Source organism: Phaeobacter sp. JH20_02 (assembly GCF_048056915.1).
GTDB lineage: Bacteria > Pseudomonadota > Alphaproteobacteria > Rhodobacterales > Rhodobacteraceae > Phaeobacter > Phaeobacter bryozoorum.
In genome coordinates this window covers 871,545-898,417 of the sequence record NZ_JAYMVP010000022.1, presented here as the reverse complement: position 1 = coordinate 898,417, position 26,873 = coordinate 871,545, and the positions used below count along the sequence as shown (strand labels likewise).

The 26,873-nt window shown below is 62.3% G+C and carries 27 protein-coding genes; 11 read left to right on the top strand and 16 right to left on the bottom strand.

The window, feature by feature from the left end; translation table 11 throughout:
* Positions 1–225 precede the first annotated feature (225 nt).
* On the bottom strand, positions 226–768 hold the full coding sequence (locus VWY34_RS11090) for a hypothetical protein (protein WP_340545404.1): 543 nt from the start codon (positions 766–768) through the stop codon (positions 226–228).
* Between the two features lie 312 nt (positions 769–1,080).
* On the opposite strand from VWY34_RS11090, the gene fumC reads away from it, so the two are divergent.
* Genes fumC through VWY34_RS11075 form a run of 3 tightly spaced genes read left to right on the top strand, consistent with a single transcriptional unit; the run spans position 1,081 to position 2,865 of the window.
* The gene (gene fumC, locus VWY34_RS11085; protein WP_340545403.1) at positions 1,081–2,475 is read left to right on the top strand and encodes a class II fumarate hydratase; all 1,395 of its coding nucleotides are present in this window, start codon (positions 1,081–1,083) and stop codon (positions 2,473–2,475) included.
* The gene (locus VWY34_RS11080) at positions 2,475–2,654 is read left to right on the top strand and encodes a DUF4169 family protein (protein WP_340545402.1); all 180 of its coding nucleotides are present in this window, start codon (positions 2,475–2,477) and stop codon (positions 2,652–2,654) included. Before fumC ends, VWY34_RS11080 begins: the two co-directional genes overlap by 1 nt.
* Positions 2,647–2,865 carry a ribbon-helix-helix domain-containing protein gene (locus VWY34_RS11075; RefSeq protein WP_029601902.1) on the top strand — a complete coding sequence of 73 codons (219 nt, stop codon included), beginning with the start codon at positions 2,647–2,649 and terminating at the stop codon, positions 2,863–2,865. The genes VWY34_RS11080 and VWY34_RS11075 overlap by 8 nt, the downstream gene beginning before the upstream one ends.
* On the opposite strand, the gene VWY34_RS11070 is transcribed toward VWY34_RS11075, so the two are convergent.
* The 4 genes from VWY34_RS11070 to VWY34_RS11055 form a co-directional block, all read right to left on the bottom strand.
* Positions 2,862–3,089 (bottom strand): hypothetical protein, encoded by a 228-nt coding sequence (locus VWY34_RS11070; protein WP_416539385.1) that lies wholly within the window; start codon positions 3,087–3,089, stop codon positions 2,862–2,864. The two genes, VWY34_RS11075 and VWY34_RS11070, sit on opposite strands and share 4 nt — an antisense overlap.
* Positions 3,090–3,164: 75 nt before the next feature.
* Positions 3,165–4,601, bottom strand: coding sequence for a cytochrome P450 (locus VWY34_RS11065; RefSeq protein ID WP_416544294.1), 1,437 nt, complete (start codon positions 4,599–4,601; stop codon positions 3,165–3,167).
* Positions 4,601–5,851 (bottom strand): hypothetical protein, encoded by a 1,251-nt coding sequence (locus VWY34_RS11060; RefSeq protein ID WP_416548945.1) that lies wholly within the window; start codon positions 5,849–5,851, stop codon positions 4,601–4,603. The genes VWY34_RS11065 and VWY34_RS11060 overlap by 1 nt, the downstream gene beginning before the upstream one ends.
* Before the next feature lie 244 nt (positions 5,852–6,095).
* Positions 6,096–6,848, bottom strand: coding sequence for a cytochrome c biogenesis CcdA family protein (locus VWY34_RS11055; RefSeq protein WP_416536090.1), 753 nt, complete (start codon positions 6,846–6,848; stop codon positions 6,096–6,098).
* Positions 6,849–6,941: 93 nt separating this feature from the next.
* On the opposite strand from VWY34_RS11055, the gene VWY34_RS11050 reads away from it, so the two are divergent.
* On the top strand, positions 6,942–7,175 hold the full coding sequence (locus tag VWY34_RS11050) for a sulfurtransferase TusA family protein (RefSeq protein ID WP_340545398.1): 234 nt from the start codon (positions 6,942–6,944) through the stop codon (positions 7,173–7,175).
* Between the two features lie 82 nt (positions 7,176–7,257).
* Here the strand turns inward: VWY34_RS11050 and VWY34_RS11045 are convergent, their stop codons facing one another.
* From VWY34_RS11045 to purC, 7 genes are all read right to left on the bottom strand, one after another.
* Positions 7,258–7,680: a DUF4440 domain-containing protein gene (locus VWY34_RS11045; protein WP_416538669.1), complete on the bottom strand. Its 423-nt coding sequence runs from the start codon at positions 7,678–7,680 to the stop codon at positions 7,258–7,260.
* A 75-nt stretch (positions 7,681–7,755) separates the two neighbouring features.
* Entirely contained in the window at positions 7,756–10,659 is a 2,904-nt protein-coding gene (locus VWY34_RS11040) for an Rne/Rng family ribonuclease (RefSeq protein WP_416544290.1), read from the bottom strand.
* A gap of 565 nt (positions 10,660–11,224) precedes the next feature.
* Complete coding sequence (locus tag VWY34_RS11035; protein ID WP_340545395.1) at positions 11,225–12,562, bottom strand: sigma-54 dependent transcriptional regulator; 1,338 nt, start codon at positions 12,560–12,562, stop codon at positions 11,225–11,227.
* Between the two features lie 29 nt (positions 12,563–12,591).
* Positions 12,592–14,361 (bottom strand): ATP-binding protein, encoded by a 1,770-nt coding sequence (locus VWY34_RS11030; protein ID WP_340545394.1) that lies wholly within the window; start codon positions 14,359–14,361, stop codon positions 12,592–12,594.
* 37 nt (positions 14,362–14,398) lie between these two features.
* Positions 14,399–15,067, bottom strand: a complete 669-nt coding sequence (purQ, locus tag VWY34_RS11025) for a phosphoribosylformylglycinamidine synthase subunit PurQ (RefSeq protein WP_340545393.1) — start codon at positions 15,065–15,067, stop codon at positions 14,399–14,401.
* On the bottom strand, positions 15,064–15,297 hold the full coding sequence (purS, locus tag VWY34_RS11020; RefSeq protein ID WP_416544288.1) for a phosphoribosylformylglycinamidine synthase subunit PurS: 234 nt from the start codon (positions 15,295–15,297) through the stop codon (positions 15,064–15,066). Before purS ends, purQ begins: the two co-directional genes overlap by 4 nt.
* A 102-nt stretch (positions 15,298–15,399) precedes the next feature.
* Positions 15,400–16,161 carry a phosphoribosylaminoimidazolesuccinocarboxamide synthase gene (gene purC / locus VWY34_RS11015; protein ID WP_340545391.1) on the bottom strand — a complete coding sequence of 254 codons (762 nt, stop codon included), beginning with the start codon at positions 16,159–16,161 and terminating at the stop codon, positions 15,400–15,402.
* Between the two features lie 280 nt (positions 16,162–16,441).
* On the opposite strand from purC, the gene VWY34_RS11010 reads away from it, so the two are divergent.
* The 3 genes from VWY34_RS11010 (at position 16,442) to bmt (ending at position 20,135) form a co-directional block, all read left to right on the top strand.
* Entirely contained in the window at positions 16,442–16,759 is a 318-nt protein-coding gene (locus VWY34_RS11010; RefSeq protein ID WP_340545390.1) for a DUF1476 domain-containing protein, read from the top strand.
* Positions 16,760–16,872: 113 nt separating this feature from the next.
* Complete coding sequence (locus VWY34_RS11005; RefSeq protein WP_416544286.1) at positions 16,873–19,029, top strand: GNAT family N-acetyltransferase; 2,157 nt, start codon at positions 16,873–16,875, stop codon at positions 19,027–19,029.
* An 89-nt stretch (positions 19,030–19,118) separates the two neighbouring features.
* Positions 19,119–20,135 carry a betaine--homocysteine S-methyltransferase gene (gene bmt / locus VWY34_RS11000; protein WP_416544284.1) on the top strand — a complete coding sequence of 339 codons (1,017 nt, stop codon included), beginning with the start codon at positions 19,119–19,121 and terminating at the stop codon, positions 20,133–20,135.
* A gap of 86 nt (positions 20,136–20,221) precedes the next feature.
* Here the strand turns inward: bmt and VWY34_RS10995 are convergent, their stop codons facing one another.
* The gene (locus VWY34_RS10995; RefSeq protein WP_416544282.1) at positions 20,222–21,328 is read right to left on the bottom strand and encodes a PA0069 family radical SAM protein; all 1,107 of its coding nucleotides are present in this window, start codon (positions 21,326–21,328) and stop codon (positions 20,222–20,224) included.
* A 222-nt stretch (positions 21,329–21,550) separates the two neighbouring features.
* On the opposite strand from VWY34_RS10995, the gene VWY34_RS10990 reads away from it, so the two are divergent.
* Both VWY34_RS10990 and VWY34_RS10985 read left to right on the top strand, forming a co-directional pair.
* Positions 21,551–22,252 carry a corrinoid protein gene (locus tag VWY34_RS10990; protein ID WP_340545386.1) on the top strand — a complete coding sequence of 234 codons (702 nt, stop codon included), beginning with the start codon at positions 21,551–21,553 and terminating at the stop codon, positions 22,250–22,252.
* A 1-nt stretch (position 22,253) separates the two neighbouring features.
* Entirely contained in the window at positions 22,254–22,979 is a 726-nt protein-coding gene (locus VWY34_RS10985; RefSeq protein ID WP_416544280.1) for a DUF1638 domain-containing protein, read from the top strand.
* Between the two features lie 46 nt (positions 22,980–23,025).
* Here the strand turns inward: VWY34_RS10985 and VWY34_RS10980 are convergent, their stop codons facing one another.
* Entirely contained in the window at positions 23,026–23,655 is a 630-nt protein-coding gene (locus tag VWY34_RS10980; protein WP_416536106.1) for a glutathione S-transferase family protein, read from the bottom strand.
* A gap of 95 nt (positions 23,656–23,750) precedes the next feature.
* Between VWY34_RS10980 and VWY34_RS10975 the strand changes: the two genes are divergently transcribed.
* The gene (locus VWY34_RS10975; RefSeq protein WP_416544278.1) at positions 23,751–24,461 is read left to right on the top strand and encodes a helix-turn-helix transcriptional regulator; all 711 of its coding nucleotides are present in this window, start codon (positions 23,751–23,753) and stop codon (positions 24,459–24,461) included.
* A 33-nt stretch (positions 24,462–24,494) separates the two neighbouring features.
* On the opposite strand, the gene VWY34_RS10970 is transcribed toward VWY34_RS10975, so the two are convergent.
* Positions 24,495–24,905 carry a SufE family protein gene (locus VWY34_RS10970; protein WP_416544276.1) on the bottom strand — a complete coding sequence of 137 codons (411 nt, stop codon included), beginning with the start codon at positions 24,903–24,905 and terminating at the stop codon, positions 24,495–24,497.
* 163 nt (positions 24,906–25,068) lie between these two features.
* On the opposite strand from VWY34_RS10970, the gene VWY34_RS10965 reads away from it, so the two are divergent.
* Positions 25,069–25,593, top strand: a complete 525-nt coding sequence (locus VWY34_RS10965) for a hypothetical protein (RefSeq protein WP_416544274.1) — start codon at positions 25,069–25,071, stop codon at positions 25,591–25,593.
* A 99-nt stretch (positions 25,594–25,692) separates the two neighbouring features.
* Here VWY34_RS10965 and rnd read toward each other — a convergent pair whose 3' ends face one another.
* Positions 25,693–26,850 (bottom strand): ribonuclease D, encoded by a 1,158-nt coding sequence (gene rnd, locus VWY34_RS10960; RefSeq protein WP_416544272.1) that lies wholly within the window; start codon positions 26,848–26,850, stop codon positions 25,693–25,695.
* Positions 26,851–26,873 lie beyond the last annotated feature (23 nt).

Sequence of the window (26,873 nt, the reverse complement as noted above, 5' to 3'; positions counted from 1 at the left end):
GTTCCACGCGCCCATTCATTCACATCTGACCGCTAAGGTTCGTGAACCGGTGCTTGCATCGGTGCGCTCCTGTGGGGCCACTGAATGGGCCGCGATAGACTGTGTCCCGTGCGGTGCAGCCCTGACATGCCCGGCAGCCGCGCATGTTCGACGCCGCCCGTGACGCCTTAGCTTTGCGCCACAAGAGACTGTTAATAAAATATTTCCCCGGATCCGGCGCGGCGGTCAGTGACGTTCGAGGAAAGTTTTCAGCTCCTTGCGCGGCAACCCGTTGCGATGGGAGGAATAGACCAGATCCAGCCCGCCCTCTGCCAATGTCCGGTCATATTGCTGCATCTCGTAGTCGCCATTGGGGCCGATGAACATCGAGAAAACCGTCAGCGTATCGCCCACGATGCGGCCCCAGACATAGGGTTCGCCCTTCATCGGATCGAGCTGCACGGTATGGCCAAACACATTGCGTTTCATCGCGGCGGCAAAGATATCGTCCCGCTCGGTCGGCTGGAACTCGACACTATAGGACTTGGTCTTGCGTCGCCCATCCTTCTTCAGCGAGGTGGTTGTCCATTGCACATAGAAGCCTTCATCGCTTTTGGCGATCGGGCCGATCTGCACGGTGGCATCACGGTGTTCCTCGCTGCCGTCAGCGTTGGGCACCACCAGAGAGCCCTGATAGCGGCCAAAGAATGGCCGCACATCAGCGGCCAGCGCCTGCCCGGCAAAGATCACGATCAGCGCAAGTGTCAGAAACCCGGCCTGAAGACGCATCTGCAGCCGTGATACACACCGCGTCGCCGCCTCGGGCGTGCAGTGGCGCCTGCCCTGTGAGATGGCCAAAGATGGCTGCAATGGTCGGTGTCTGAGCACAGGCGGATCCTTCGGTTTGGGCTGACGTCGGATTGTCTGAGCCTAATCTAGCGGTCTTCTGCCCCGGTGCAATGGCTCATCCCGCATTGGCCTCTATACCTCGGGTGCGGAATGGCTATGCTGCGCGAAACTGCGCAATTGCCTCGTGGTCCGGCACGGGGTAGACGGCATACCAACGCATACATTTAGTCATCATCAGACGGAGAGAGACTTATGTCCGATACCCGCACCGAAACCGACAGCTTCGGTCCGCTTGAGGTCCCTGCAGACAAGTACTGGGGCGCTCAGACCCAGCGCTCGATCATGAACTTCCCTATTGGCTGGGAAAAACAGCCCGTCGCCATCGTGCGCGCGCTGGGGGTGATCAAACAGGCCTGCGCCATGGCCAACAAGGCATCGGGCGCGCTGGATGCGACGCTGGCGGATGCCATCATCCAGGCTGCGGGCGAAGTGATCGAGGGCAAGTTCGATGACAACTTCCCGCTGGTGGTCTGGCAGACCGGGTCCGGCACCCAGTCCAACATGAACTCCAACGAGGTGATCGCCAACCGCGCCATCGAGATCCTCGGCGGCACCATCGGCTCCAAGGATCCGGTGCATCCGAATGATCACTGCAACATGGGCCAGTCCTCAAACGACACCTTCCCCACCGCGATGCATATCGCCACCGCGATGATGGTGCGCGACGTGCTGGTGCCGGGGCTGACGAAACTGGCCGAAGGGCTGGAAGCCAAATCCGAGGCCTTCAAGGATATCATCAAGATTGGCCGCACCCATACGCAGGATGCCACCCCGCTGACGCTGGGCCAGGAATTCGGCGGCTACGCCCATCAGATCCGTCAGGGTCTGGCCCGGGTCGAGGCGGCGATGCCCGGCATCTACGAGCTGGCACAGGGCGGCACCGCCGTTGGCACCGGACTGAACACGCAAAAAGGCTGGGGCGAGACGGTCGCTGCCAACATGGCCGAGATCACTGGCCTGCCGTTTGTCACTGCGCCGAACAAGTTCGAGGCACTGGCCGCCCATGACGCCATGGTGTTCCTGTCCGGCGCGCTCGCGACCATTGCGGGCAGCTGCTACAAGATCGCCAATGACATCCGCTTCCTCGGCTCCGGCCCGCGCTCCGGCCTTGGCGAGCTGATCCTGCCAGAGAATGAGCCGGGATCGTCGATCATGCCGGGTAAGGTAAACCCGACCCAAGCAGAGGCGCTGACCCAGGTTGCCGCCCACGTGATGGGCAATGATGCCGCGATCAAATTCGCAGGCTCGCAGGGCCATTTCGAGCTGAACGTCTACAACCCGATGATGTCCTACAACCTCCTGCAGTCGATCCAGCTCCTGGGCGATGCGGCGGACAGCTTCACCGAGCGGATGCTGAACGGCATCGAGGCCAATGAGCCGCGCATCGACAAGCTGATGAAGGAATCGCTGATGCTGGTCACCGCGCTGGCGCCGACGATTGGCTATGACAATGCCACCAAGGTTGCCAAGACCGCCCACAAGAACGGCACCACGCTGAAGGAAGAGGCCATTGCGCTTGGCTTCGTGGATGAGGCGACATTTGACGCGGTGGTGCGGCCTGAACAGATGATCGGTCCCAAGGGCTGATGGTGAAACCGGTCAATCTGAACCGGTATCGCAAAGACAAGGCGCGGGCCGAGAAAAAGGCCCGCGCTGACCGAAACGCCGTGACCTATGGCCGGACCAAAGCCGAGAAGGATCTCGACAAGGCGCGCAATGCGCAGGAGATCGACCGGCTGGACAAGCACCGGCGCGACGATGACTAACCGGCCCAGAAAACACTCTCTGACCCTGCGGGGCCACCGCACCTCGGTCTCGCTCGAAGATGAATTCTGGCAGGCCTTCCGCGAGATTGCAGCCGAAGACGGGCGCGCCATCAATGATCTGGCCGCCGAGATCGACGAAACGCGCGGCGTGGATTGCGGTCTGGCCTCGGCCATCCGCCTGCATGTCTTGCGACGCTTAAGGTCACGTTAATCAGGGCTTGGGATCGTATCGCCATACCGATGCCCGCCCCGCCTACCACCGACAGCTGACTGTTGCGGCTGTTCCAATCTCAGGCCACTGCCCGAGGTGGCGTGATCCGCCGCCAGAATCGCGACATCGAACGGCTGCTGGGTTGGGAGCGTTTTCGGCGCGAGCTGAAACGCAGGGGCGTTCATGCCGTTGGAAACGTAAGTCAGGTGATCCTCTTTTGCCATCAGGACGCATTGCGCATCACTCAGTGACGCAAATATCTTAGACGAAATGTGCCAATAAAATTCGAATTTTCTTGGCTAGCGCGGTGTCAGCTGCAGCCAGATCCCGTTCTTTGACCGAACCGTCAGATGGGCCACCGGGATCGGCTCTTTGCCTGATACCGGCGCCACCCGAAACCTTCGCAGGATCATCGACAGGATCAGCGGCCCCTCGACCATGGCAAACCCCGCGCCGGTACAGACGCGCGGTCCGGCCGAAAAGGGGATATAGGCCTCGCGCTGACAGGTCTTGCCATTCTCGGTCTGCCACCGCCCCGGATCAAACCCGTCCGGGTTCTCCCAGAGCCGCGTATGGCGGTGCAGGTGCCAGGGGCTGAGCACGACCTGAGCGCCCTTTGGCAGGGTGCGGCCACGAAATTGCTGCGGACAGGTCGTCTCGCGCACCATCATCGGCACCGGCGGGTAAAGCCGCAGCGCCTCGCGGAATACATCACGGCTGACCCTGAGCTTGCCCACTTCCGCGAAACTGTCGAGTGACAGATCCTGAGCCTCCGCCGCGATCCTGTCCTGCCAGTCGGGCGCAAGGGCCACCAGATAGAGTGCCCAGGCCAGGGCGGAGGCACTGGTTTCATGCCCGGCCAGAAAGAAAATCGCGACCTGATCGACCATCTCCTGGGTTGAGAACAGATCTCCGGTTTCGGGATCCGCCGTGGTCATGATCTTGGTGGCCAGATCATCCGGGGCGCCGCCTGCCGCGATGGTCGCCATCCGCTGTTGGGTGAGATCGGTGATCAGAGCCCGGATCCGCGCGGCGTTGCGGCGTGTGGCAAGGCGGTGAAACCGCGGCATCCAGCGCGGCAGCGGCACCAAGGCGGCAATATTGAGGATCGGCTGCGCCTGCTGATAGGCCCGAAAGCGATGAAAGACCTCCTGCGCCATATGATGCTCTATCGGGATCGAAAACAGCGTGCGAAAGATCACATCGGCCGCCGCGTGAGAGGTCACGGATTCGATTTCGACCGGGTGGCCGGGGGTTTCGCGCTGTTGATCGGCGAGCCGCGCCACTGCGGCCTCGGCGGCGTCATGGATAGCCGGATAGATCTGGCGCAGGCGGCCACCTTCAAAGGCCGGGTCAATGATCCGGCGCTGGCGCTTCCAGACCTCGCCATTGGTCAGAAACACCGAATTCCCGAGCAGCGGGCGCAGCCCCTCGCTGATGCGGCTGGATTTCGGGAAGCTCTCCGGGCGCTGTTTCAGCACCGTATCAACCAGATCCGGCTGATTGACCAGATAAGAGCGAAAGAAGGGTGTGCGAAACTCTGCCATCCAGGCGCGGTAGAGTTTGGCGGGCTGTGCCGATAGAAGATCGGCGCGAAACAGCCGCAGATAGCGCCAGAGCGAGACCTTGTCGGCGCGCGCGGGCGGCTTGGGCGGGGTTACCGTTGATCCTGCGGAACCGGGCGCCGAGCCGGGTATGGCTGTGGTTGGATCTGACGTTTTGCCTTTGCCCGCCATCAGTCCCCCAACGAGGTATATTTGGACGCGGTGACATCAATCCGGGACCGCGAGGGGTTGCGGTTGCGATAGCGGCTTTCGAGCGTCCTTGGCCCTGCCGTGATCTGAAAATAATCGTAGTCCCCCGGCCGGTCGAAGGCGCAGAGATATTGAAAATGCAGCCGGAAAAACCGCCACCGCAGCGCGGCCCATCGTTCCGGGCTGAGGGTCTGGGTAAAGGCCGCCGAGATCACCAGCGGCCAGCGTTTTGTCGCGGGAGCAACGCCGCTCACGGCAACGGGATCACAAAGCGCAAAGGCACAGCCATCTCCCGGCGCCGTGACATCTACCCAGCACAGATCCCCGCGCCCGGACAGGTCGTGCAGATCACGGCGCAGCCGATGTGCCTCGGGCAGGAAGGAGACCATCGGGACCACCTGGCCGAGGCTCAGAAAGCCGAGGGTGGCATGACGTCCGGCCAGCCCGCTGCGCTGCACATCGGCCAGTACGCTGACCCCGATATAGGCGCCGGAGGAATGACCGACGACCAGCACCTCGTCATAGCTGGGGTCACTCAGGGCGACGGCAACCTCCCCGGCGAATTGTGCAATACGCTGTCCCAGTTCGGGCGCATAGGCGCCGCGCAGCGCGGCGGAATGGGCGTAATCATGCATCAGGTAATAGGCAAACAGCCGACCGTCCTGACGCCGGAACCAGCGCATCAGCGCCGCCGCCGCAATCAGCCCCAGCGCCCAGAACACCACCGCTGCCGCCGCAGCAGCCCAGCCCGCGGAGAGACCAAGCCAGGCAACAGCGCCCTGCCCGAGCCGGGCGATGGTCACGGCAAGCAGACAGGCAAGCACCAGCTGGAGCAGCAGCATACCCACAGGATAAAGCGCCGCGATCACCGGACCTTTGCGCAGCCACATGAGCCGCCGCAGGGTGCCGGTGGAGATATAGATCCAGGCGGTGCGCAGCATCTGCCAATAGGTCTGCGCAATCGACGGCGCCATGCTGCCCTGAACAATGTCCGACCAGATCAGCACATCAACATCGGTGTGGACCTCGCAGCCCTCGATCTGTGCGGTGACCTGCCAGCCGAACCCGTGTGTTGCGGCAGCTGCCTGCGGTCTCTCAGATCGGGGCGAGAGCGACAACTGGTAGCCGGAAATCTCCGCCTGCCGGGCGCCCTCCGTCCGGTAGAGCTCGCGGTAGCGGCGCGGTGGCATCGGATCATAGCCGGGGATGTAGAACAGCTTGCGGCGGCGCACGGGCGGATCCTGCCCGTCGCACGGGGAGGCGCCACTCTTTTGCGCACCGGGCTTGCCAACGGCGGATGTCTTGGTTGCTTGCTCTTGCACGGACTGCGCGACCCGATTTGCCTGTTTGTCGTCGCGCCAGCTTAGCGGTGCCGTGCAAAAAGAGTAAGCCCCGCCGGACCTCTGTCAGACGGGGCGATCTCGGGCGGGGATGTCGTGGCAACGGCGCAAAGGGACCGCCAGCCCGGACGGCAGGTCAGCCGAGGGTGGCCAGCGCCGGGAAGGTCTCAAGCAGCCAGAAAGAGAACTCAGAGAACAGGCCGGTGACCAGCATGAACCCGACAACAATCAGCAGCAGGCCCATGAACTTCTCGATCACCCCCATGTAGGGTTTGATCCGGTTCATCAGGACCATCGACCGGGTCAGGAAGATCGCCGCCAGCAGGAACGGCACGCCAAGACCAAGCGCGTAGATCCCGAGCAGCAGCGTACCGCGCGCCACCGATGCCTCGGTCGCCGCCAGCGAAAGAATGGCACCGAGCTGCGGGCCGATACAGGGCGTCCAGCCAAAGGCAAAGGCGAGCCCGAGAATATAGGCCCCCACGGCGGAGCCGCCGGATTGATCGGTTTCCATCCGCGCCTCGCGGTCAAGGATCGGAATGCGGAAAACCGACAGGAAATGCAGGCCGAAAATGATTACGACAACGCCTGAGATCTGCGCAAAGAGTTCCTGATTCTGCAGCACAAAGGCACCAAAAGCCGAGGCCGTGAACCCAAGCAGCAGAAACACCGTCGACAGCCCCATGACAAAGAACAGCGCCGCGACGATGGCCTTGCGCCGGGCATGGGTCGTGCCCTGAATCTCGCCAATGGAAACGCCGCTCATATAGGCCAGATAGGGCGGCACGATGGGCAGCACACAGGGCGACAGAAAGCTGATCAATCCAGCCGTCAGCGCCACCAGCATGGCAGGGATCAGCCCTGCGTCGATGATTTCAATACCAAACATGCCCAATCCTTAGACCAGCCTCTTGCAAAGGTCACGGGGGGGCCCGGTCACAACCTTGTGGACAGGATGAAACAACCGGATTATCTGCAAGGTATGACCGACACCAAAGAGACTCTGGACGCAATCGGGCTGCTGTGCCCCCTGCCCGTACTGAAGGCGCGCAAACGCCTGAAACCATTGGCCTCTGGCATGGTTCTGGAGGTTCATGCCGACGATCCGGCAGCGGTGGTGGATATCCCGCATTTCTGTCATGAGGCGGGCCATGAGCTGCTGGAAATCCGCGACAATCCGAAGCATCAGACCTATCTGATCCGCAAAGGCGGCTGAGCCTATCAGCCCGTGCAACCCTCTGTTCAGGGTACGGACATGGACAGGCTGTGCGCCTGGGCGGGCTGGTGATCGCCAGCGCCTAGGGGAGCGGGTTTTCCGCCCCCTCTGGCAGGGCCTCGGTGTCCTGGCTGAAGATATTGATCCAGACCGCATCGACGCGCTGCCAGATTGAACTGACATACATTGCGGCGGCCTCTGCATCCCCGCCGGTCTGGTCCGGGCGGGCATAGGTGGCACGATAGGCGAGCAACGCGCAATCGGGTGCCAACGACAGGACGCGCGCCTGCTCAAGTCTGAACCATGCCACTGTGGGTCCGTTGGCCAGCTGTTCGCAATGATCGTCGCGCCCGGCAAAGCCGCTGGGGTAGACGCCCAGAAACTGCGGATGCAGCGCGGCGCGGTCCGCGGCAACATCACCCCGCTGCAACGCTGTCCAGACGGCGGTTTCCGCCGCCAGCAGCTGCTCCAATAGCGGATCCATCACGGGGGGCTCGCTCTGCATGGAGGTGCTCCTGATGTCTTGGGGCCTGACATGAAAAAGGCGGGCTAAACGCCCGCCTTTCTTTGGTTTTGCTGATCAGCTACCAACCGACCACCAACCGCGCCGCTTGGGCTTGGGCGGGCTAACCGGCTCCGCCTCTGCGCCTGCCAGGGCAGGTTCGGCCTGGTCCTCAGGCGCCGCTTCGCTAGGCGCTTCGGCAGCGGTCTCCGTCGGCGCCTCGACGTGATCTGCGGCCACATCCTGCGCGGTCGCTTCATCGGTCTCGATCGGGTCGGCCGTTGCCGGTTCGGCTGGAACCTCCTGCGCGGCGGTCGGCTCAACCTCCGCTGCGTCTGGCTGTTCGGGTGTGGAGACGGTGTCTGCCGCTTGGGTTTCTTCCACCGGAGCCGCCCCGTTGAGAGCTGCTGCTGGTGTGGGTGCCACCTCCTCCTCGGTCGGGGCCTCCTCTGCCGCCACCTGCTCATCCGAAGGCTGCGGGGCGGGATCCGCCTCCTCTGCGCCGGCTTCGGCCGGTGTCTCACCATCGGCTGCCACGGTCTCATCGGTCTTCTTCTTGCGGCTGCGCGAACGGGTGCGGGTGCGGGTGCGTTTCTTCACCTCGCCCTCACCCTCCTCGGGTGCGGCGTCCTTGCCTTCGGCGGCATCAGCTTTGTCGTCGCTGTCGTCTGCGTCGCCATCTGCCGAGTCTGCGGCCTTCTGGTCATCAGATTTCGCATCCGCCTGAGCGTCGCCGTTGGTCTCATCGCCCTCACCGCCGGAGGACTTCCGCCGCCGCCGACGACGACGCTTGCGCTTGGGTTTGTTGTCCCCATCGCCCTCGTCGCCAGAGGCTTGGGTCTCTGCGACATCCGCATCACTGGTATCGGTCTCGACCTCATCATCGGCCTCCTCGGCCGCCTCGTCGGCGTCGACCTGATCCATGATCGAGGTATCAACGGATACCACCGGCGTCGTAACAACAGGAACCACACGCGAGGCGGTCTTGAACTTCTCGAGCGAGAAATCCGGGCTGACCAGATGCGGGTCACCCTCGATCCGCACGGACAGGCCGTAACGGGTTTCGATCTGGGCGATATGCTCGCGTTTCTGGTTCATCAGATAGTTGGCAATGCTGACCGGGCAGCGCACCAGCACCTCGCGGGAACGACGGCGGGTGCCCTCTTCCTCGATCTGGCGCAGGATCGACAGCGCCAGCGAGTCATCCGACCGGATCAGACCGGTGCCGTGACAATGCGGACACGGCGCGGTGGTCGCCTCGATCATGCCGGGACGCAGACGCTGACGCGACATCTCCATCAGGCCAAAGCCGGAGATCCGGCCTACCTGGATACGGGCGCGGTCGGTCTTCAGCTTGTCCTTCATGCGCTTTTCGACGGCGGCGTTGTTCTTGCGCTCGTCCATGTCGATGAAGTCGATGACGATCAGACCGGCAAGGTCACGCAGACGCAGCTGGCGCGCCACCTCTTCGGCGGCCTCCAGGTTGGTCTTGAGCGCGGTTTCCTCGATCGAGCCTTCCTTGGTGGCGCGACCGGAGTTCACGTCGATTGCCACCAGCGCCTCGGTCACGCCGATCACGATGTAACCGCCGGATTTCAGCTGAACGGTCGGATTGAACATCGCACCGAGGTAGCTTTCGACCTGGAACCGGGCAAAGAGCGGCAGCTGATCCTGATAGTTTTTCACGTTCTTGGCGTGGGACGGCATGATCATTTTCATGAAGTCCTTGGCGATGCGGTAGCCGCGTTCGCCCTCAACCAGAACCTCGTCGATCTCGCGGCTGTAGAGGTCGCGGATCGAGCGTTTGATCAGATCGCCCTCTTCGTAGATCTTAGCCGGTGCGATGGATTTCAGCGTCAGTTCGCGGATCTGCTCCCACAGGCGCTGGAGGTATTCATAGTCACGCTTGATCTCGGATTTCGTGCGTTTGGCACCGGCGGTGCGAACGATCAGCCCCGCGCCGCTCGGCACGTCCAGTTCAACCGCGATATCTTTCAGCTTTTTGCGGTCGGCGGCATTGGTGATCTTGCGCGAGATACCACCACCGCGCGCGGTGTTGGGCATCAGCACGCAGTAGCGGCCAGCCAGCGACAGATAGGTGGTGAGTGCTGCGCCTTTGTTGCCGCGCTCTTCTTTCACGACCTGAACCAGCAGGACCTGACGGACCTTGATGACTTCCTGGATCTTGTAGCGACGCGGGCGCGGTTTGCGCACCGGACGAATGTCTTCGCTGTCGTCTTCCTCGGCAACAGATTCGATATTCTCATCCTTGGCCGTCGCATCGGCAGCGGTCTCGGCATCGTCGCCGTCGTCATCGGCAGCCGCATCAGAAGCGTCTTCTGCCTCTGCCGCGAGATCGTCAGCGGAGCTGTCGTCCTGTGCTTCCGGCTCTGGCGAAGCTTCCTTCACCGCTTCTTCGACAACCACCTCTGCGGCGGCGGTCTCATTGCCGTCTGTGGCCTCGGGCACATCCGCCAGCTTGGTGTCGGCTGCGGCCATGTCATCGGTCAGGTCGATGGTTTCCATACCCGCGATGTCGGCGCCGCCTTCGCTGGCCTCCGGGCTGACATCCTTCGTCTCGACGACATCGGCGGATTTCACCTCGGCAGCCCGAGTGCGACCACGACGCGACCGCGACTGGCGCTTGGCAGGCCTTGCCTCTTCCTCGTCATCACGGGCGCGCTGTGCCTCGGCATAGGCGCGCTCTTCCTCCATCAGGGCCTCACGGTCGGCGACGGGGATCTGGTAATAGTCGGGATGAATTTCCGAAAAAGCGAGGAAGCCATGGCGGTTGCCGCCATAGTCCACAAAAGCTGCCTGCAGCGAAGGTTCGACGCGGGTTACTTTTGCGAGGTAGATATTGCCAGCGAGCTGACGTTTGTTTTCGGATTCAAAGTCAAATTCCTCAACCTTGTTTCCATCGACCACCACAACGCGGGTCTCTTCCGCGTGGGTGGCATCAATAAGCATCTTCTTTGCCATGAGTCCTTGGTGCACCTGCCGCGCACGCGCGCATCTGGCCCGTTTCCGGGCGGACGTGAACGATTGGGGTGGTGTCTTGTCTGGGCGATGTCTTGAGGCGCGCGATTGGCCCATGCAGTACAGCGGTTAGCCCCGGAACATCTGTCCGGCCCTCCTGCCTGTCTGCTGTTCTCTCTCGCGCGCGTCATCGCGTTTCTTCTCCGACAGGTGGGAATATCCGCGCCCTGCCCTGATTATATCCCTGCTGGGAAACCCCAGTCAGGTGCTAAACTGCCCCGAAATACTGCGGGGCCAATCGGTCTGACTTTGCTTTCTCGGATCTTGCCGGACAAAAACAAAGGCAGCGAATCTCATCAAGAGGGGCAGGATCACTCTAGTCCCGTCCCCATTTAGGCAGCATAAGACCTGTGGATAGGTAATGACAATGGTCATTCGTCACACCTGCAATCTAAATGCTATCCTCTTGGTTCCTTGGCTGAAAATCATGAATATTCCGTTACCGGAACGACAAGGACCGCCCCCAGGAGGGAGGCGGCCCAATCTTGGTTAACGCGCGGTTTGGCGGTCAGGACAGATAGTCGGAGCGTTGCAGCCCGTATTTGGCCATCTTTTCGTTGAGCGTCCGGCGCGGCAGGCACAGCTCATCCATGACGCTGGCGATGGACCCTTTGTGGCGCCGCATGGTGTTGTCGATCAGCATCCGTTCGAAGGCTTCGACATATTCCTTCAGCGGCTTGCCTTCGGTGGTCATCACCGGTTGCATATCCTCGTGGTCCGACATCAACAGCGATGCAATGGTCCCCGAGCCACGGCGCGACTGAAGCACCGCGCGTTCGGCGATATTGATCAGCTGGCGCACATTGCCCGGCCAGGGCGCCTGCAACAGCTGCGCGGCCTCCTGGGCGCTCACCTGAGGTGCGTCACAGCCGTATTCTTCGGAAAACTGTTCGGACAGGCGGGTGAACAGCGTCAGGATATCCTCGCCGCGCTGGCGCAGTGGCGGCACGGTGATCCGAAGCGCGGCAAGCCGGTAGAACAGATCCGGGCGCAGCGCGTCTTCGCAGGTCTTGCCGGCTTCCTGCAGGTTGGAGATCGCCACGATGCGTGTCTCCCCCGGAATGCCCTGCTCATTGATGACGCTAAGCAGCTTGGCCTGGAGCGTTTCGCTCAGGGCTTCGACATCTTCCAGCACCAGGGTGCCGCCACGGGCCTCCTCAATGGCGGGGAGCGAGCTGTCTTCGGGCTGCATCGGACCGAACAGGCGTTTGGACAGCGCCTCCTCTTCCAGCGCGGCGCAGGAGACCAGCACGAATTTCTTGCCCGCCCGGCTGCCGACCGCGTGCAGCGCGTGGGCCACCAGCGTCTTGCCGGTGCCGGTTTCGCCGTCGATCAGCACATGGCCATCCGCCTGCCCCAGATCCAGGATATCCTCGCGCAGGCGCTCCATCACCGGGCTGGAGCCGATGAGTTTCTTCATGATGGTGCTGCCGTCGGAGAGCTCGCGCCGCAGCACCCGGTTGTCGAGCGTCAGGCGCCGGGCCCCGGTGGCGCGCTTGGCCAGTTCCGACATGCGATCCGGGTTAAAGGGTTTTTCGAGAAAGTCGAATGCGCCAACCCGCATCGCCTCAACCGCCATCGGCACATCGCCGTGACCGGTGATCATGATCACCGGCAAGGCAGAGTCGCTGCCCATCAGTTTCTTCAGGAACTGCATCCCGTCCATGCCCGGCATCTTGATATCCGAGATGACAATCCCGGGATAATCCGGCCCCAGCACCTTTAGCGCGTCCTCGGCGCTGGCAAAGGTCTCGGTGTCATAGCCAGACAGCGCCAGCCATTGGCTGATCGACTGTCGCATATCCTGTTCATCATCGACGATCGCGATTTTCATGGCCTGTGCCATTCGCGTGCCCTCCATCCAGTGATACCGCGCTATTCCGCGGCCTCGATACCGTCCACAAGGATCGGCAGTTGCATTTCAAATACGGCGCCACCGCTCTGCCCGTTGCGGGCGGTCAGCCGACCGCCTAGGTCGTTCACGATACCCGAGGAGATGGCAAGCCCCAACCCAACCCCGTCCCCCGGCTGCTTGGTGGTGTAGAAGGGTTCAAACAGGCTGCCGAAGTCCTTGATCCCCATCCCGTTGTCGCGCACCGACAGAGTGGCTGTCTCGCCCGCCGCCAGCAGGATTTCGACCTCCGGGTCTTCGACTGACTTTGTAGCATCTAGTGCGTTTCGCAACAGGTTCACCATCACCTGCTCAATCCGCATCCGATCGCCCATCACATAGACCGGTTCCTCGGGCAGGATACGGGCGATCTTGACGTGCCGCTGACGCAGCTGCGGCTCCATCATCGACAGCGAGGAGGCAAGCGCATCGCCCATATTTACGGGGCTGAACGTATCACCGCCCTTGCGCGCGTAGGACTTCAGCTGGCGGGTGATCGCGCCCATCCGTTCAATCAGATCGTCGATCCTGCCAAAGGAGGCCAGCGCCTCCTCGGGGCGGTTGCGATTGAGCAGCAGCCGCGCCCCCGCCAGATAGGTTTTCATCGCCGCCAGCGGCTGGTTCAGCTCGTGGCTGACGGCCGCCGACATCTCACCCAGAGCGGCCAGTTTCGAGCTCTGCGCGAGGCTCTGTTCGGCGACTGCGAGGGTCTCCTGCATGCGTTCGCGTTCGGCAATTTCCCGCTGTAGCCGTGCGTTCAATACGCGAAGCTCTGCCGACTCGCGCTGGAACAGCGCCATGCGCAGCGCGGTGCGACGGCTCAGCGCATAGAAAGCCAGCGCCAGCAGAATGGCGAATCCCATGATCTCAAGCGCCAAAACCGTGTTCACCCGCTCGCGGATCGACGCGTAGGTGGTGAAAGAGGTCAGCCGCCAGCCCTGAAACGGGATCCGGGATTCCAGCCGCATCACCGCTTCGCCCTGGAGATAGGCATCGGCGGGCAGCGCGGTCCAATCCGTGGTGGCCCGGATCGCCCGCTGAATGGCCCCCTCAGGGGTCTGCAATTGCAGCGCATCCGCCTCCGACAGGCCGCGCCAGCGCGACTCTGTCGCCAGAATGATGGTGCCGGTGCTGTCGGACACCATCACCGCATCCGAAATCCCTGCCCATGCGCGCTCGAACTTCTGCAGATCGACCTCCACCACGATCACCCCGAGGATGCCGGAGGTGTCGACGATGCGGCGCGAATAGGTGAAACGATAGCTGCCGACCTCGCTGCGGATCGCCGAGAACACGGTGGTTTTGGAGCGCAGCGCGTCGACGAAATAACCCGCATTACGGTGAGTTTGGCCCAACCGGTTGCGATCGGTGGCAGCCACGGTGCGCCCGTCCTGCGCCATCAGCATGATGGAGGCGGCGCCGATTTCCTCGACAAAGGAGATCAGCCGCTGGGTCGAGAGCGAAAAATCATTCGATTGCAGCGCCGAGATCAGTGCCTGATCCCGCGCCAGAAGCTGCGGCACGATGGCGTGGCGCCCCAGCTCGCTCACCAGGTTGCCAGAGTAGAGCGCAAGACGCAGCTCAGCCCGGTTGCGGGTGCTTTCGGTGAAGCGATCGGTCAGCGCCCGATTGGTGACCCAGACGGTCACCGCAGCGACGGCCATAAGCAAGAGCAAAGCAAGACGCACCCGCCACGAGGTCGTGCGGGAGCGCGGTTTTCCAGAGGATAGAGTTGCGTCACGCGCGGCAGTCATAGGCAAAACCTAACGCAAGCCGCCGCGCATTCACAAGTCACGCCGCAGTGACTAGCCCGGCCAATGCGCGGAACACTGCCGCCCCGTCGGTGCCCCCGTGGCCTGCATCCGCAGCCCGCTCCGGGTGAGGCATCATGCCCAGAACCCGGCGGTTTTCCGACAGGATACCGGCGATATCGGCAACCGAGCCATTGGGATTGTCGACATAGCGGAAGGCGACGCGGTCCTGATCCTGAAGGGCGGCGATGGTGTCGGCATCGGCATAGTAGTTGCCGTCGTGATGCGCGATCGGCACGCCGATCACATCACCTGCCGCATAGCCTTCGGTAAAGACGCTGTCGGCTGTCGCCACCTGCAGATCGACGGTGCGGCAGATGTATTTCAGACCGGCATTGCGCAACAGCGCGCCCGGCAGCACGCCGGTTTCGGTCAGAATCTGGAAGCCGTTGCACACGCCGATGGCATAGCCACCGCGATTGGCATGATCGACAACCGCTTGGCAGATCGGTGACTGGGCGGCAATGGCGCCGCAGCGCAGATAGTCGCCATAGGAAAACCCGCCCGGCACGCCAACGATATCGACACCCTCGGGCAGCGCGCTGTCCTTGTGCCAGACCATGGAGACGTCACAGCCCGCCTGTTCAAACGCCACCGCCAGATCGCGGTCGCAGTTGGACCCGGGGAAGACAACAACAGCCGCCTTCATCCCTGCATCTCGATGCTGTAGGATTCGATCACGGTGTTGGCCAGCAGCTTTTCGCACATCGCGGTCACATCCGCCTCGGTGGCATCATCCGCCAGATCGAGGTCGATCACCTTGCCCTGACGCACGCCGCCCACCTTGTAAAAGCCCATGGCGCCAAGCGCGTGGCGCACGGCCTCGCCCTGCGGATCCAGAACCCCGTTTTTCAGCATTACATGCACGCGTGCCTTCATCGCATTTTCCCTCAGGTTTCGATGGCAAAGCCCGGATTAGGGGCCTCTAAGTTAGATAGTCAAAATCCCGCCCTTTGGTCAGGGCGGGATCCATGGATCAGGTCAGTTTACCAGCGTCGGCTTGCCGCTCGCCGGCGGGTTGTTCGGCATCACGCCCAGACGCCGGGCCACCTCGGTATAGGCGTCGGTCAGATTGCCAAGGTCGCGGCGGAACACATCCTTGTCCAGCTTCTGACCGGTTTTCATGTCCCACAGACGGCAGCTGTCGGGGCTGATTTCATCGGCGACGACCAGACGCTGGAAATCGCCGTCATAGATCCGGCCGATTTCGATCTTGAAATCCACCAGCTTGATCCCGACCGCCAGCATGACACCGGACAGGAAGTCGTTCACCCGTAGCGCGAGGCTGAGGATATCATCCATATCCTGCTGGCTGGCCCAGCCGAAGGCGGCGATATGCTCCTCGGTGACCAGAGGATCCCCCAGCGCGTCGTCCTTGTAGCAGTATTCCACAATCGGGCGCGGCAGCTGGGTGCCCTCGTCAATGCCCAGGCGTTTGGAGATCGACCCGGCCGCATAGTTGCGCACGATCACTTCCAGGGGAATGATCTCGCAGCTGCGCACCAGCTGTTCACGCATATTGAGCCGCTTCAGGAAATGGGTCGGCACGCCGATCTGCCCCAGACCTTGCATGAAGAACTCGCTCAACAGGTTGTTGAGCACGCCCTTGCCTTCGATGACATCCCGCTTTTCCGCGTTGAAAGCGGTGGCGTCGTCCTTGAAGTACTGAACGATGGTGCCCGGTTCGGGACCTTCATAAAGTGTCTTCGCCTTGCCTTCGTAGATCTTCTTGCGACGTGCCATGCGGAGCCTTTCGGGAAAAAAGCGGGAATCTCATGCCCGGGAACTGTCGCCCTCATACGGCAAGGGGGGCCGTGCCGCAAGCTTGGTCCCTGCCCGCCCGCAATCACGATTGGGGAGACGGGCTTTTCGTCCCTGCGGGCTTGCTGTGCTATGATGGCCCGGCGTGGTCGGGGAGCCACGCGGATTCTGGGATCAATTGCCCCGCCCGCCTCTTGTTGGCGCCGCGCGCCATCCACATATCACAATGATCTACGACACTTATCGCCCTGAGGGAGGATCCATGACCACTTTCGACGACCGCGAACACGCCTTTGAAGCGAAATACGCCCATGACGAGGAAATGCAGTTCAAGGCGCAGGCCCGCTGCAACAAGATGCTCGGGCTGTGGGCCGCTGGGCTGCTGGGCAAAACCGGCGCTGATGCCGAGGCCTATGCGCATGAGGTGATCAAATCCGATTTCGAGGAACCGGGGTTTGAAGATGTGCTGCGCAAGGTCAGTGCTGACCTGGAAGGTCGGGCCACCGCGGATGAGGTACGCCAGAAGCGAGCCGCCCTGCTGCCGGAGGCCAAGGACCAGGTTCTGAACGACAGCGCATGATTTTACGCGCATTTCACGCAGGACCGGCAGCGATGGGACTGGCATTAACCGGGTGACAATCCATCAGGTGTAGCGTGTCGATTGGCGACCTGCCATTTGACACAAGGATGCTGATGCCCAGCCTACTGTCCCCTGCCGCCCGCATCTTTGCGCGGACTGCCGCACGCGGTCTGCGCCTGATGCTGCCTGTCGCCGTCATGATCGGCTGTCTGGCATTGCTGCAGGCCCATGTGGCGCTACCCGATCTGGCGGAACTGCGCGGGATATTGCGCTCTCTTGCGCCGTGGCAATGGGGCGCTGCGCTGATGGCCACCGCGGTAAGCTTCTGGGCTTTGGGCCGCTATGACAGCGTTGCGCACAGGCACCTCGGGACCGGGCTGGATGGCCCGCAGGCGCGGCGCGCCGGTATGATTGCCATCGCGGTGTCGCAAACCCTTGGGTTTGGTCTGGTCACCGGCGCCTTTGCCCGCTGGCGCGTGCTGACGGGGCTGCGCCCGATCCGTGCAGCCCAGCTGACCGGAATGGTCGCCATCACCTTCCTGATTGCACTGGCGGGTATCTGTGGCGGCGCCCTGATCCTGAGCCCGCCCCCGGTGTCCAGCCCATGGCTGGGATCGGCTATTCTCCTTGCAACTTTCGCCATGACCGCTGCCATGGTGGCGGTGCCGGTGGTGCGGATCGGCCGGATGACCCTGCGCTGGCCCTCGCTGACGGCGATTTCCGCGCTTGGGTTCTGGGCCATGATCGACGTGGTGGCAGCTGGCACAGCGCTGTGGCTGCTGCTGCCTGCCTCTGTCGAGCTGTCTCTTGCTGCAATGTTGCCCGCCTATTTTCTGGCGCTTGGCGTTGCGATCCTTTCCTCGGCGCCCGGCGGCGCCGGCGCATTCGAACTGGCGCTTTGCGCGATGTTGCCCGCAGATATCACCCCCGAAGTTATCGCGGCTATCCTCGGGTTTCGTCTGGTCTACTACCTGCTGCCCGCGATCATCGGCGGGATCTGCCTCGGGTGGCCTGCGCTGGCCGAACTGCCACGACGATTGGCAAGCAATACGCCCGACGCTGAGCTCTCTGGTCCCGAAGACAAGCAGGCCCTCAGCGGCAGTCGGATGCGCCCAGCAGCACAGCTGCCGCAGATCCGCCGTGTCGCCGAAACCGCCGTGATCCAGCAGAATGGCGGACATCTGCATGCTTTTGGCTTCAATCAGGTGGCGCTGCTGGACAGCCCGCAGGCCTCAATCGCGCTCTTTGGTGCGGTGAGCGGTCATCTAAGCGAACTTCTTCCGGGCCTTCACCACCATGCCAAACACCGCAATGCCGTTGCCTGCCTCTATAAGTGCACGGCCCGCGAGGCGGTTGAGTGTCGCCGTGCCAGCTGGCGGGTGCTTCGGATCGCGCAGGAGGCGGTGCTTCACCCCGCGACCTTCAGAGAAACAGGCTCAAGCCGGCGGCAGCTGCGACGCAAACTCCGGCAGGCCGAAAAGGCGGGCGTCTGCGCCCTGCCCGCAGCCGCCGAGCTGCCGATTGAACAGATGAAAGCCATCGATGCCGCCTGGCAGTCCACCCACGGACAAGCCAAGGGCACGACGATGGGACGGTTTCAGGCAGATTATCTGGCACAGCAGCAGGTGTTTATCGCCTGGCATGACAAGCGCATGGTCGGCTTTGTCAGCTTTCACGCCATCGCACATGAATGGTGCCTCGATCTGGTGCGCCTGCTGCCCGATGCCCCCGATGGCACCGGCCACGCGCTGATCCGCGCGGCGCTTGCTGCGGCGGCGGAGAGCGGCGTTTCGCGACTGTCACTCGCCGCGGTGCCCGATCATCGTTTTGCCAAGCGCCTGGATCCCGGCTTGCGCCGCTTCAAGACCAGCTTTGCCCCGACGTGGGAAGATCGCTATGTGGCCGCGCCCTCATTCCTGCACATGCTCATCGCCCTTGGCGAACTGCTGCGGCTGGTCCATCATCCTGCGCCGCTGCCCCATTGGCCCAGATCGACCGAAACCGATGGCAGCGACGACACAGCACCGCGCGATGGCGACCGTGGACCGGATGGCGAGCGGCTGAACGGCAGCGTTGCCGACACAAACGCCCGGACCGAAGAGAGCCTGTGGCGCAAATTCGAGCGCCGCGCAGCAGCTGCCCGCGCGGCCCGAAAGCAGGCCTCGGGAAGATGGTCCGACGTGGCAGATCGCGATGATCCGCCGCCCGATGGTGATCGTCTTCATAATGAAGATGAAGAAAATGAAATTGCCCTCACCCGCCGCGCATGACAGACCGGGCCATTGACACAAGCCGACCCCAGGTGCCGATAGCGGCGAGCCGCGGCCCAACCACCGACATCACCCCACAGGAACATCCCATGACAAATACTTTCACAACCCTGCTGGAAACCAAGGACGCCCTGCTTGCCGATGGGGCCACTGGTACCAATCTGTTCAATATGGGACTGCAATCCGGTGACGCGCCTGAACTGTGGAATGTGGACGAACCCAAGAAGATCACCGCGCTTTATCAGGGATCGGTCGATGCAGGCAGCGACCTGTTTCTGACCAACACCTTTGGCGGCACCGCAGCCCGGCTGAAGCTGCACGACGCGCAGCGCCGTGTGCGGGAGCTGAACATTGCCGGCGCAGAGCTGGGTCGCAATGTCGCCGATCGCTCCGAGCGCAAGATCGCGGTGGCCGGATCCGTTGGCCCGACCGGCGAAATCATGCAGCCGGTGGGCGAATTGAGCCACGCGCTGGCCGTCGAGATGTTCCATGAACAGGCCGAGGCCCTGAAGGAAGGCGGCGTTGATGTTCTGTGGCTGGAGACGATCTCCGCGCCCGAGGAATTTCGCGCCGCGGCGGAGGCGTTCAAACTCGCCGATATGCCCTGGTGCGGCACCATGAGCTTTGACACCGCAGGGCGCACCATGATGGGCGTGACCTCATCCGACATGGCGGAGCTAGTCGAGGAGTTTGATCCGGCACCGCTGGCGTTTGGCGCCAACTGCGGTACCGGTGCCTCGGATATTCTGCGCACCGTGCTTGGCTTTGCTGCGCAGGGCACCAGCCGCCCGATCATTTCCAAGGGCAACGCGGGCATTCCCAAATATGTCGATGGTCACATCCATTATGACGGCACGCCAGCCCTGATGGGCGAATATGCCGCCATGGCGCGCGATTGCGGCGCCAAGATCATTGGCGGCTGCTGTGGCACCATGCCCGATCATCTGCGCGCCATGCGCGAGGCGCTGGATACCCGCCCTCGCGGCGAGCAGCCAACGCTGGAGCAGATTGTCCAGATCCTCGGGCCGTTCAGCTCAGACAGCGATGGCACCGGCGAGGATAGCGCGCCCGAACGGCGCAGCCGTCGCGGCCGTCGGCGCGGGTAACACCCGCCCGAACGGCATTGCGTTTTCAGCCCGAAGCGGTCTCAGGATGGCTTCGGGCGATCACCTTCGCGGCCCTGCCACGACTTTTAGAACAGCGCCAGCTGATCCCCGGCCTGTGCCGGTTTTGCAAAGAGATCACAGCGCAGCTGAGGCGCGCGCTGCGCAAGGCCCAGCCGTTTGCACGCGGCATTGAACCGGTTGGCGATCACCGTCGCATAAGGCCCCTCGCCACGCATACGATGCCCCCAGCGCGGGTCATAGTCCCGCCCTCCGTGCATTTCGCGCAGCCGTGCCATGACTTTTTCGGCGCGCAGCGGCACATGCTCCGCCAGCCATTCCTGCCAGAGCTCCGACACGTCACGCGGCAGCCGCAGCATGATCCAGCTTGCCGCATCGGCGCCGGCATCGGCCCCGGCGGCCAGCAGCGCCTCCAGCTCATGGTCGGTCAGCCCCGGCACGACGGGCGAGGTCATGATACGCACCGGGACACCCGCCTCAGACAGGCGCCGGATGGTCGCGAGGCGACGGGCAGGCGTCGGCGCGCGCGGCTCCATGCGGCGCGACAGCTCCGCATCCAATGTGGTGACGGAGATGCCAACCCGCACAAGGCCACGCCCGGCCATGGCCGACAGAATATCAAGATCCCGCTCAATCAGGGTCCCCTTGGTGACGATGGCGACCGGATGGGAGAACTGATCCAGCACCTCCAGACAGGCGCGGGTCAGCCCGAGATCACGCTCACACGGCTGGTAGGGATCGGTATTGGTCCCGATGGCAATCGGCGCCACCTTGTAGCGCGGCTGCGACAGTTCGCGGCGCAACACCTCGGCGGCATTGGGGCGCGCGATCAGCCGGGTTTCGAAATCCAATCCCGGCGACAGCCCCAGATAGGCATGGCTGGGACGGGCAAAGCAATAGATGCAGCCATGTTCACAGCCGCGGTAGGTGTTGATAGAGCGATCAAATGGCAGATCGGGCGATTTATTATAGGAAATCAACGAGCGCGCCACCTCATGCCGGATATCGGTTTCGATCCTCGGCGCGCCGCCATCATCGCCGTCATCACGCGAATCCTGCAGCCCTCCCCAACCGTCATCAATGACATCTCGTGCCAAATCAAACCGCCCTGCCGCATTGCTGAGGCTGGCGCGGGCTTTGCGACGTTGTGGCGGTGGTGGCAAGATCTCGGTCATCGGGGCATCTTGCCGCAAAGTTGAGAACAAATAAAGAACAAACGCAAGAAACCGAAGATTTCCATGCGAAATCTTCATTATTATTCCGCCATTTTTGCGCCTATACGTCGGTTCGGACCAAGGCAACGTCGCAAACAATGCAGTCTCTTGGGGTCAATCTGGACCAATACGAGTTAAACGAGGCCAAACCGGGGTCACCCCGCCCAGTCAAGGAATACACCCATGTCGGAAGACGCAGATGACATCATCCTGGCAGATCTCAATGACGAGGAACTCGTCCAGCAGATGTTCGATGACCTCTATGACGGCCTCAAGGAAGAGATCGAAGAGAGTGTCAATATTCTGCTCGAGCGCGGTTGGGCACCCTACCGGATCCTGACCGAGGCGCTGGTAGGTGGCATGACCATCGTGGGCGCCGACTTCCGCGACGGCATCCTGTTTGTGCCCGAGGTGCTGCTGGCGGCCAACGCGATGAAGGGCGGCATGGCCATCCTGAAGCCGCTGCTGGCGGAAACCGGCGCGCCGCGCATGGGCTCCATGGTGATCGGCACCGTGAAGGGCGACATTCACGACATCGGCAAGAACCTCGTCTCCATGATGATGGAAGGTGCCGGTTTCGAGGTGGTGGACATCGGCATCAACAACCCGGTCGAGAACTATCTGGAAGCTCTGGAAGAGCACAAGCCGGACATCCTCGGCATGTCGGCCCTGCTGACCACCACGATGCCCTATATGAAGGTCGTGATCGACACGATGATCGAACAGGGCAAACGCGACGATTACATCGTTCTGGTTGGCGGCGCGCCGCTGAACGAAGAATTCGGCAAGGCAATTGGCGCAGATGGCTATTGCCGTGACGCGGCTGTGGCCGTGGAAATGGCGAAGGACTTCGTTGCGCGCAAGCACAACCAGATGAGCGCCTGATTTGGCACGCAAAGGACGCGCCGCCCGCCTGACTGAGCGGGCGGCGTTCCAACCGCCCACCGGGCGGTCGCTTGAGGAAACCTCCCTCACCGAGCGGGGCCTAGCCGCACCTTTGAGAAAAACGGGCCGTATCCTGTTGATTGCCTGCGGTGCGCTGGCCCGGGAAATTCTGGCTATCAAAGATGCCAACGGGCTTGATCACATTGATCTCACCTGCCTGCCGGCCAAGCTGCACCTTTACCCTGAACAGATTGTTGATGCGGTGGACGGGGCCGTCGCCAAACATTCCCGCGTCTATGACAGCATCTATGTCGTCTATGCCGATTGCGGTACGGGCGGCGCGCTGGAGCGCAAATGCGCCGAGCTCGGTGTCGAGATGATTGCCGGCCCGCATTGCTATTCGTTCTTCGAAGGCAACGACAAATTTACCGCCCATGGCGAGGCCGGAGAGATCACCGCCTTTTACCTGACGGATTTTCTGGTGAAGCAATTCGACGCCTTTGTCTGGCGGCCGATGGGATTGGATAAGCACCCGGAACTGCGGGACATGGTGTTCGGCAACTACACCAAGCTGGTTTACCAGTCGCAGATCGATGATCCGGCACTGGTTGAGAAAGCTGAACTTTGCGCCAAGCGCATGGGGCTGGCGTTTGAACATCGCCACACCGGGTATGGGGATCTGAAAACCGCGGTGCTGGCCTGGAGCGATAAGACGGCGCGCGATTAGACCGCGCGCCGCAGGTTTATCGGAATGGGTGGCTGCCCTGACCTGCTCAGGCGTCTTCCAGCGCGCTCAACTGCGCGGTTGTTTCGGCCTCGTAGGCCGCGATGGCCTGACCGTCCTGCGCGGCGCTGACCCGCTCCACCCAGGCCTTGATCACGGCGCTGTCGGGCATCAGATGCGGCGCCCACTGAAATGGCGACGCCAACAGGATATCGGCGAGGCAGAGCGTATCGCCCAGCAGGAAGTCACCTTCGGCCAGCGCTGTTTCCAGCGCCGTGCAGACTTCAGCCAAACCGCGATATGCCCCATTGATGGCCGGATGATCCAAGCCTGAGAAGGCCGCCACCAGAACCGGATCCAGCACGCCGCCGGCGTAGGTCATCCAGCTGAGATAGCGGCCACGATCCGGCGCGCCGATCTTGGGGCTGAGCGGCTGACCGTACAGCTCATCCAGATACATCATGATGGCAGCGCTCTCACGGACACCCTGCCCCTCATCGGTGACCAGATAGGGGACTTTCCCCTCGGGATGAGGATTGCGTGGATCACGGCGACCGGTGCCATCAAAGCGCTCTACGCTGACGGGAACGACCTCGACCGCATCCAGTTTGCCGATGAGCATAAGCTGCGCAATGACACGAGAGGAGCGGCTGTTGGGGCAATGATAAAGCGTCGGCATTTCAATGACTTTCCATTTGTTATGTTGCTGATGGTAGTGATATGCGACTACCCTCCTGCCAAATTCTGTCAGGATGTTTGCGGATAGATGGACCCATGCCTAAAACAGATCGCCTTTTTCGTCTGCTGCATCTGATCCGGGGGTTGCGCCCGCCGGTCACGGCGGCCCGGCTTGCCGCCGCGATGGAGGTGTCGGAGCGTACGATCTACCGTGACATCGACAGCCTGCGCGCGGCAGGGGCGCGGATCGAGGGAGAGGCGGGGCTGGGTTATACGATGACCGAAGATCCGGCGCTGCCGCCGCAGACCTTTTCCCAGATCGAGCTGGAAGCGCTGACCCTTGGGCTGTCGGATGTGAATCAGCGCGGCGACCCCGATCTGGCGAAGGCAGCGACAGATGCGCTGGTCAAGATCCTCGCAACATTGCCCGAACGCCAGCAGCGGCAGGCCATGCATGCGGTCAATCTGGTCCATCGCTATTATGCACCGGCCAAACCCACCATTGACATGACCCTCCTGCGCGAAGCGATGTGGGCGGAGGAGGCGCTGGATATAGGTTATCGCGACCTGAAAGACGCCCGGACCACGCGGCGGATCTATCCGCTGGCGCTATCCTATCACGACCGCAGCGTGATGCTGCTGGCCTGGTGCTGCAAACGCGAGGATTTCCGCAGTTTCCATGTGACCCGGATTGATGGTTACAGCAAGACCGGAGAAAGCTTTCGCCCCCGGCGTGTCACCCTGCTGCGTACGTTCATTGACCACCTTCATTCGCGGGATCGCGGTGGCGAAGGCGCGGCCCGATGACGGGCGATGATCACCCGGGACCGGCCCGCTGGATCAGACGGCCGCCGCTGCCGTTTCGCGAATGCGCTGGACCATGGCAGTCAGCCCATTTGAACGCTGCGCCGACAGATGATCATTGAGACCCAGCCGCGCCAGTTCGGCCCGCGCGTCGACCGCCAGCACCTCCTCAAGGGAGAGGCCGTTATACAGCGCACGCAATACCGCGATCAGCCCGCGCACGATCATCGCGTCGCTTTCACCATCGAAGCGGAACACACCGTTTTCGATGGTGGGATGCAGCCAGACCTGACTGGCGCAGCCGTCAACCTTGGTTGCGGGCACCTTCAGCGCGTCTTCCAGCGGATCCATCGCCTTGCCCTGCTCGATGACATGGCGGTAGCGATCTTCCCAATCGTCGAGAAACTCGAAATCTTCGACAATCTCTTCAAAGGCGGCACTGGCCATGGGGGTGTTCCTCGTCTGGTTTTGCGGCCCGGTGTCCTGCGCTGATCGACGCAACCACCGGCACCGCTGGACCTAAGGCGCAAACAATGGCTTTTCAACTGCTTTTCAAGTGGCTTGCAATCGGGTAACCACATGCGAGGACATATCGAACGGGTGAACCATCATGCAACGATCTCTCGCACTCCTCCTGATTGGAGCCGTGGCGCTATCTGGCTGTGGGTTTCGCGATTCGCGGGTGAACCCGTTGAACTGGTTTGGCGGCTCCGATGAGGTCGAGGTGCAGGAGACCAGCGGTGAGCCGGTCAATCCGCTGATCCCGGTGAAGACCCGCGTCAGCGTCTTTGCCCGCCCCGATGCGGTGGACAACAGTGTGCTGGTGCAAAGCGTCAGCGAGATGCGGGTGGAACGCACGCCAACCGGCGCAATCGTCTATGCTACCGGCATTGCCGCGCGGCAGGGCGCCTATGGGGTCGAGCTGCGCCTGGACGAGGCCGATCGAGACGTGCGCACCCGTGACGACACGCTGGATTTCACATTCCGCGCCACCTACCCCGAGTATCGGACGGCTGTCGGCAGCGACCGCACCCGGACCTTGCGGGCTGCTTTCAGCCTCAGCAAGCAGGAGCTTTCCAGCGTACGCAGCATCCGGGTTGTCGCCGCACAGAACGCACGCGAAAGCCGCCGCTGAGGTTCACGCCCAACATAGGCTGAATATGCAAAAGGCGCCTGCAACGGGCGCCTTTATTGTTTTATGTCCCGGTGCCCCGGCGACGTGATCGGGCAGCGATCAGAGGGTTACAACCTTCACGTATTGCCCCTTTGCAGCCAGCGCGATCTCGCCGTTGCAGAGACGCAGCGCATCGGCGCCAAACACCTCGTGACGCCAGCCATTAAGCGCGGGAACATCGCGCTGACCGGCCGCGATGGCGTCCAGATCGGAGCTGGGGGCAATCAACTTGGCCGCAACACCGGAGGCCTCGGTCTTGGCCTTCAGGAGCACCCGCAGCAGATCGGCGAGCGCCGGATTCACCTGCATTTTCTCACGGCTGCGATCCGGTTGCGGCTGTGATCCCGTCGGGCAGTTCACGCCCTTGGCAACCGCCTGAAGGATGCCTTCGGCGATTGCGCCCTTGCGGGCCTCGCGCAGCAGCAACCGCGAATTGCCGAGGTCTGAGCTGTTCTTCGGCTTGGTCGAGGCCAGCTCCACCAAGGCGTCATCCTTGAACACACGGTTGCGCGGGACATTGTTGGTCTTGGCGTAGCTCTCGCGAAAAGCCGCCAGCTCGCGCACGATTGCAAGGAATTTGCCGGAATTGGTGCGGGTTTTCACGCGCCGCCACGCCTCTTGCGGGTCGACATCATAGGTCGCCGGATCGGTGAGCACCTGCAGCTCTTCAGCCACCCAATGGGCGCGTTCGGTGCGCTGCAGCTCGGCCGCGAGATGTTCGTAGATCTGGCGCAGATGGGTCACATCCGCCAGCGCATAGGTTTTCTGCGCCTCGCTCAGCGGGCGACGCGACCAGTCGGTAAACCGCGAAGTCTTGTCGACCCCCTGTTTGGCGATCTTGCGCACCAGTGTCTCATAGCCCACCTGTTCGCCAAAGCCGCAGACCATCGCCGCGACCTGCGTGTCAAACAGCGGCTTGGGAAAGACCTGCGCGTCAACCCAGAAGATTTCCAGATCCTGCCGCGCGGCATGGAACACCTTGACCACATTCTCGTTGCGAAACAACGCATAGAGCGGTTCCAGAGAAATCCCATCAGCCAGCGGATCAACCAGAACGGCGTCAGTCTCTCCGTCACCGGAGAAGGCCAGCTGAATCAGGCAGAGCTTGGAATAATATGTCCGTTCACGCAGAAACTCGGTATCCACCGTGACATAGGCGTGCTGCGCTGCAGCTTCGCAGAAGGCCTGCAGTTCTTCGGTAGAGGTCAGAGTTTTCATCAATTACGGCTTTTTCTTTATCT